This window comes from Wolbachia endosymbiont of Drosophila bocki, assembly GCF_028982005.1.
Taxonomy (GTDB): Bacteria; Pseudomonadota; Alphaproteobacteria; order Rickettsiales; family Anaplasmataceae; genus Wolbachia; species Wolbachia pipientis.
This window is the reverse complement of record NZ_JAPQLG010000096.1, coordinates 1-4847: the sequence shown is the minus strand read 5'-3', so window position 1 is coordinate 4847 and position 4847 is coordinate 1. Positions and strand designations below refer to the sequence as shown.

Below are 4847 nucleotides of genomic sequence, written 5' to 3'. Positions count from 1 at the left end.
CCAGCTTGCAAATGATTGTCCTTTCCTTCATTTCTCTCCTATTACGAAGATTTTAAACAGGTTCTAACATTTTTGCTCTCGAAGAAAAACTCAAAAATTTCAACTTAAGTAAGCTGAAGGGATGGGATGAAAAATCAATATCTAATTTACTCAAATCCATTAACAGCAGAAGAGTTGTGAGTTTGGATAAATTTATATGTTCTCTAGGGATTCGATACGTCGGACCACACGTAGCAAAATTACTAGCAAAACATTATGGCTCATATGAAAATTGGTATTCTGCTGATGAAGAAGAATTAATGAGCATAATAGGCGTAGGAGAAAAGATTATAGATTCATTAATATCTTTCTTCTCTGAAAAGGATAATGTTGAAATGGTAAAGAATCTCGCTTCTCAACTAAAGATTGAGCCTGTAAGTGCTAATGTTAGTAATTCCCCTCTTAGCGGCAAAACAGTGGTCATCACAGGAGAATTATCAGGAATGAAAAGAAAGGAAGCGCAAGCACTAATGGAATCTTTAGGCGCGATTGTGAATTCAAGTGTATCAAATAAAACGGACTTCTTGATTGTCGGCGAAAAACCTGGGTCAAAGTATCACAAAGCTTTAAAACTAGGTATTAAAATTTTAACTGAAGAGGAATTTAATAAACTAATCATGAGAGAAAAATAAACGCTATTATTTCCTATACCTTCTTCATCACTGAAAGCCTCAAATCAACAAGTAGCAATTTTCTTTTCGTTAGATTGCAATTCAACTGCGAGAAAAATGTACATAAAAAAGAGGCTTACAGCAGATGCCCAAAACTCTACAGCAATCCGTTTTATCGAAAGCTGTTGCCTGATATAACTTGATGCCCACGCTATTAAAGCTAAATTCTTGGTCATAAGCTTCAGATGGTTTACCAAGGTGGTTATGTGAGCGATATCGTTGTACACCAAAAAGCGTATCTTTGATGTCTCCTACAGCTCCAAATTCATGACATCCATTTGCTGGCCTTTTTAGGCGCTTTACAGAAGAGTTGATAAAAAGAGTGCCAAAACTACATTCAAGGCTTAAAATACCATTCTAAGCTCACCTCTGAAGGTCGTTTTTTTCATCAACACTCTTGAATCTTACCTGAAAATAAAAACGTTGAATATTTCTTCAGAATTGTGTATAATTATTGATGCTTTTTAGGTTGATTTCTTATGGCTCTTTCGAAGTTCCTTGACGTACGAAATGATGTTGCGTTCAAAAAAATATTTGGTACTGAAAAAAATAAGGATATACTTATTCACTTCCTCAATGACATCATTGGCTTCACTGGTAAAAACCAAATAAAGGATATAGAGTTTTTAAGTACTATTCAAGACCCTGATATCGCCGCTAAAAAGCAAAGTATTGTTGACGTTCTCTGTAGAGATGAAGATGGGATGCAAGTGATCGTCGAGATGCAAGTTGCTAAAACTAAAGGATTTGAAAAACGTGCTCAATACTATGCTGCTAAAGCTTATTCAAGACAAGCTGATAAAGGTGATCAATACCAAGACCTTAAGGAAATTATCTTTATTGCTATAGCAGATTGTATCCTGTTTCCGGACAAGTCTGAGTATAAATCAAAGCATACTATTCGGGATGAAGATACTAATGAACACGATCTAAAAGATTTTTACTTCATATTTATTGAATTGCCAAAATTTCCAAAAACCAAAGAGGATCAGCTTTCAAATATAGTTGAAAAATGGATCTACTTCTTTAAATATGCAGATGAGACTAGTGAAGAAGAGCTGGAAAAAATAATAGGTAGTGATCTAATAATTAAAAAGGCCTATGAAGAGCTAAATAGATTCAACTGGTCAGAAAAAGAATTTATTGCCTATGAACAGGAAATAAAACGTATTCTTGATGAACAGGCTGTCCTCGCTCAAAAACTCGATGATGCTACTGAAAAAGGTAGAGAAGAAGGCATACAAATCGGACATGGAAAAGGCAGAAAAGAAAGGGAAATTGAAGTCACAAAAAACCTACTTAAAGCAGGAGTTTCTATTGATATTATAACTCAAACTACTGGTCTTACAGTTGACGAAGTCAAAGACTTAACCTGATTTTATCTCTTTTCACACCTAGATGAACATCTTTGTACTAGATGAAAACCCAGCAATTGCGGCGCAAATGTTATGTGATAAGCATATAGTAAAAATGCCATTAGAAACTGCTCAGTTATTAAGTAATGTTTTTTCAATCGCATTAAAAGCGCCAAATCCTTTTGTCAGTACCACAGATCAGAATATAGCAGTTCCATATAAACTCACTCACAGCAATCATCCTTGTTCTTTATGGGCTAGGCAATCGAAAGGGAACTTTTGTTGGTTGATAGAGTACGGAAAAGAATTGTGTAAAGAGTATACACAGCGATACAAAAGAAAGCATAAATCAGAGGAAGTAATAGATTGGTGTGATAGTAATAAGGATTTGCTAATTTTTCAATCAGCAGATATACAAACTTTTATACAAGCACTGCCTGATCGCTATAAATGTAGTAGTCCCATAAAAGCCTATAGAGAATATTACCTAAAAGAAAAGATGAGGTTTGCTAAGTGGGAAAAAGGTAGAGAAGCACCAGGTTGGATAATCTGCTACACAATACCACAGCTAATATAGCTCATAAATAAAGAAGCCATCCAAATCGGACATGAAAAAAGCAGGGAAGAGGGCGAAAAACAGGCTAAAATAGCTGTGGCTAAAAATTCACTCAAGGCGGGTGTTTCTATTGATGTTATTGCTGAAATAACAGGGTTTTCTGTTGATTATATTGAGAAAATTCAAGAAAAGAAGTTTTAGCCATAACGTTTTTTTATTAAACCCTCTATTCTAGTAATTCTAATATTGCAATCCATTCTAATGTCTGTACAATGCCTTTTTTATATAAATACTTAATAGGAGGGGTTAATGCCAACACAGAAAGAGCTTCGGGCTACGATGTCCAAAAAATTACAGGAAGCTATTAAATATCCAGATCCAGCAGTTGCTGCCGGGAGGAAGTCAGCTATCAAGAGATGGGTGGGAGTCCTTCAAGATAACTTTATGGAGCACATAAAATACTTTAAGGGTGATAAGTTGAAGTTTTTGCACAATGTATTCCAAGATGAAGGTTGCTGGTCAGGTGTAAGGTTGGATAATGCTGCTTTAGGTTAAAGGTTTACTGAAGAAAAAATAGGTGGAATAGATAATCCACTTCGCAAATATGAGATGGCTTGTAGTTACTGTGTGGTAGATAAAATTCATCCACTCTTTCAAAAAGCATTTGAATCCTACAAAAATGGATTTTCTTCTGATGAACTTGATAGTAGAGGTAATCCTATAACTGATGAGTACATACGAAACTCGCTTTTGGGTGGCATTCGAAGGAAAGGTCCTGTATTTGATTTCTGGATCGATAGAGAATCTGGGGAATTAAAGAAGTATGATGCAGTAGAAGGTTTTGACAGTGCTGTAAAACTTAAGTGGAGTGAAGGAGTAGAGTATTTTCATAATCTGTTGAAAGAAGAAGATAAAGAAAAGAAGCTCACAGAAGCTATTCTTGCTCTATCTCGCGTTCAATCTGTTGAGAAAGATGCTCCTATTTTAGATTTTTGTGTAAATAAGATAGTCGATAAAGATACTCTTTCACAGAAATTATTGCAGAAAGATAAGGGAGTATATGCTCTTCTTGCTAAATTAATAGAGTCATGTTTTTTTGATACAGTTCATGATTTGGTACAGTGCTGGTGCTATAAAGACGTTTCAGCAGGAGGAGACCATTCAGACAAAATATTCTCACAGCGAGAGTATGAACTTCTTCTTTCATCACTCTCAAGTGTAATGTTGAAAAATTCTGAGTCAAGTGTTCAAGCTAGATCTCTTATTATGAAGATTTGGGGATGTGATCACTTTTATAAACACAAGAAGGCTGCCGTTAATACTTCTAATTATACGGTTCATGTAAGTGGTATGCTTGCAGGATTAATAGTCAATTGGAAGCGAGAAGATAGTCATGAGTCTGATAGGGAAAAAGAAATAGAGAAAAAAGAAATATTAGATATAATGTCATTTGCCAAGGATTGCTTCCCTGAAAAGTTTGAACTTTTTAAAGAAGTCATGATAGAAAACCTTAGATTATGTGGTAGAGAAGGTAAAAGAGTAAATGTAGATTACGGTCTGTTTGCAGAAGAGTTATTCTCTGAGTTAGAGAAAACAACTCTACCTCTTGGTCCTGTAGGTGATGGTCCTTGGAATAATTTACGGTCACGATCTAAAGCTCATGGTAGTAAGGAAACAACTTTGCCAGTTGATGATGGTCCGCAGTCTGAGCTTGGAACTCCTAGTGTAAGTGGTGTTTCTTCTTATAAGAAAAAAAGCGTCTTTACGCTTAGTGGTAACAAGTAATCCACTTATGAACTCTTGGTGTTTCTGGTCGTAGTAAATAAGGGGTATTTTGTATGAGTAATGGTGATGGACTTATTAGGAGTTTGGTGGATGGAGATCTTGAAGGATTCAGACAAGGATTTGAATCTTTTTTAGATCAATGTCCATCTTTCTTGTACCATGTAAGTGCAGGTCGTTTCCTTCCTGTATTCTTTTTTAGTATGTTTGCTACTGCACATGATGCTAATATCTTAAATGCAAATGAGAGAATGTATTTTCGTTTTGATAATCATAGTATTGATACACGTGGTAGAAATAGAAATACAGGAAATCTGAAAGTTGTTATTTTAACTCATAATCGTGACGGACAGCAAGTTGTCAGATGCTACAGCATTTCTGAGAACCTGTTTAAAATCTTCGTAATAGGAGAGAAATGAAGGAAAGGACAATCATTTGCAAGCT

Annotated in this window: 5 protein-coding genes and 2 pseudogenes; all 7 read left to right on the top strand. The window is 35.3% G+C overall.

What is annotated here, in order from left to right:
- Positions 1–176 precede the first annotated feature (176 nt).
- The gene (locus tag OZD61_RS02020) at positions 177–671 is read left to right on the top strand and encodes a helix-hairpin-helix domain-containing protein (RefSeq protein ID WP_274979664.1); all 495 of its coding nucleotides are present in this window, start codon (positions 177–179) and stop codon (positions 669–671) included.
- Positions 672–1189: 518 nt separating this feature from the next.
- Complete coding sequence (locus OZD61_RS02015; protein ID WP_274979663.1) at positions 1190–2086, top strand: Rpn family recombination-promoting nuclease/putative transposase; 897 nt, start codon at positions 1190–1192, stop codon at positions 2084–2086.
- A gap of 22 nt (positions 2087–2108) precedes the next feature.
- On the top strand, positions 2109–2642 hold the full coding sequence (locus tag OZD61_RS02010) for a pyrimidine dimer DNA glycosylase/endonuclease V (RefSeq protein WP_182319956.1): 534 nt from the start codon (positions 2109–2111) through the stop codon (positions 2640–2642).
- A 9-nt stretch (positions 2643–2651) separates the two neighbouring features.
- Positions 2652–2822: pseudogene (locus OZD61_RS05855) on the top strand (pyrimidine dimer DNA glycosylase/endonuclease V); the annotation flags it as partial.
- Between the two features lie 138 nt (positions 2823–2960).
- A complete protein-coding gene (locus tag OZD61_RS02005; RefSeq protein ID WP_274979662.1) occupies positions 2961–3176 on the top strand; it encodes a hypothetical protein in 216 nt (71 codons plus the stop codon).
- A gap of 72 nt (positions 3177–3248) precedes the next feature.
- Positions 3249–4406, top strand: a complete 1158-nt coding sequence (locus OZD61_RS02000) for a cytoplasmic incompatibility factor CifA (protein WP_274979661.1) — start codon at positions 3249–3251, stop codon at positions 4404–4406.
- 86 nt (positions 4407–4492) lie between these two features.
- Positions 4493–4792 (top strand): annotated as a pseudogene (locus OZD61_RS01995) (hypothetical protein); the annotation flags it as partial.
- Between the last annotated feature and the right edge of the window lie 55 nt (positions 4793–4847).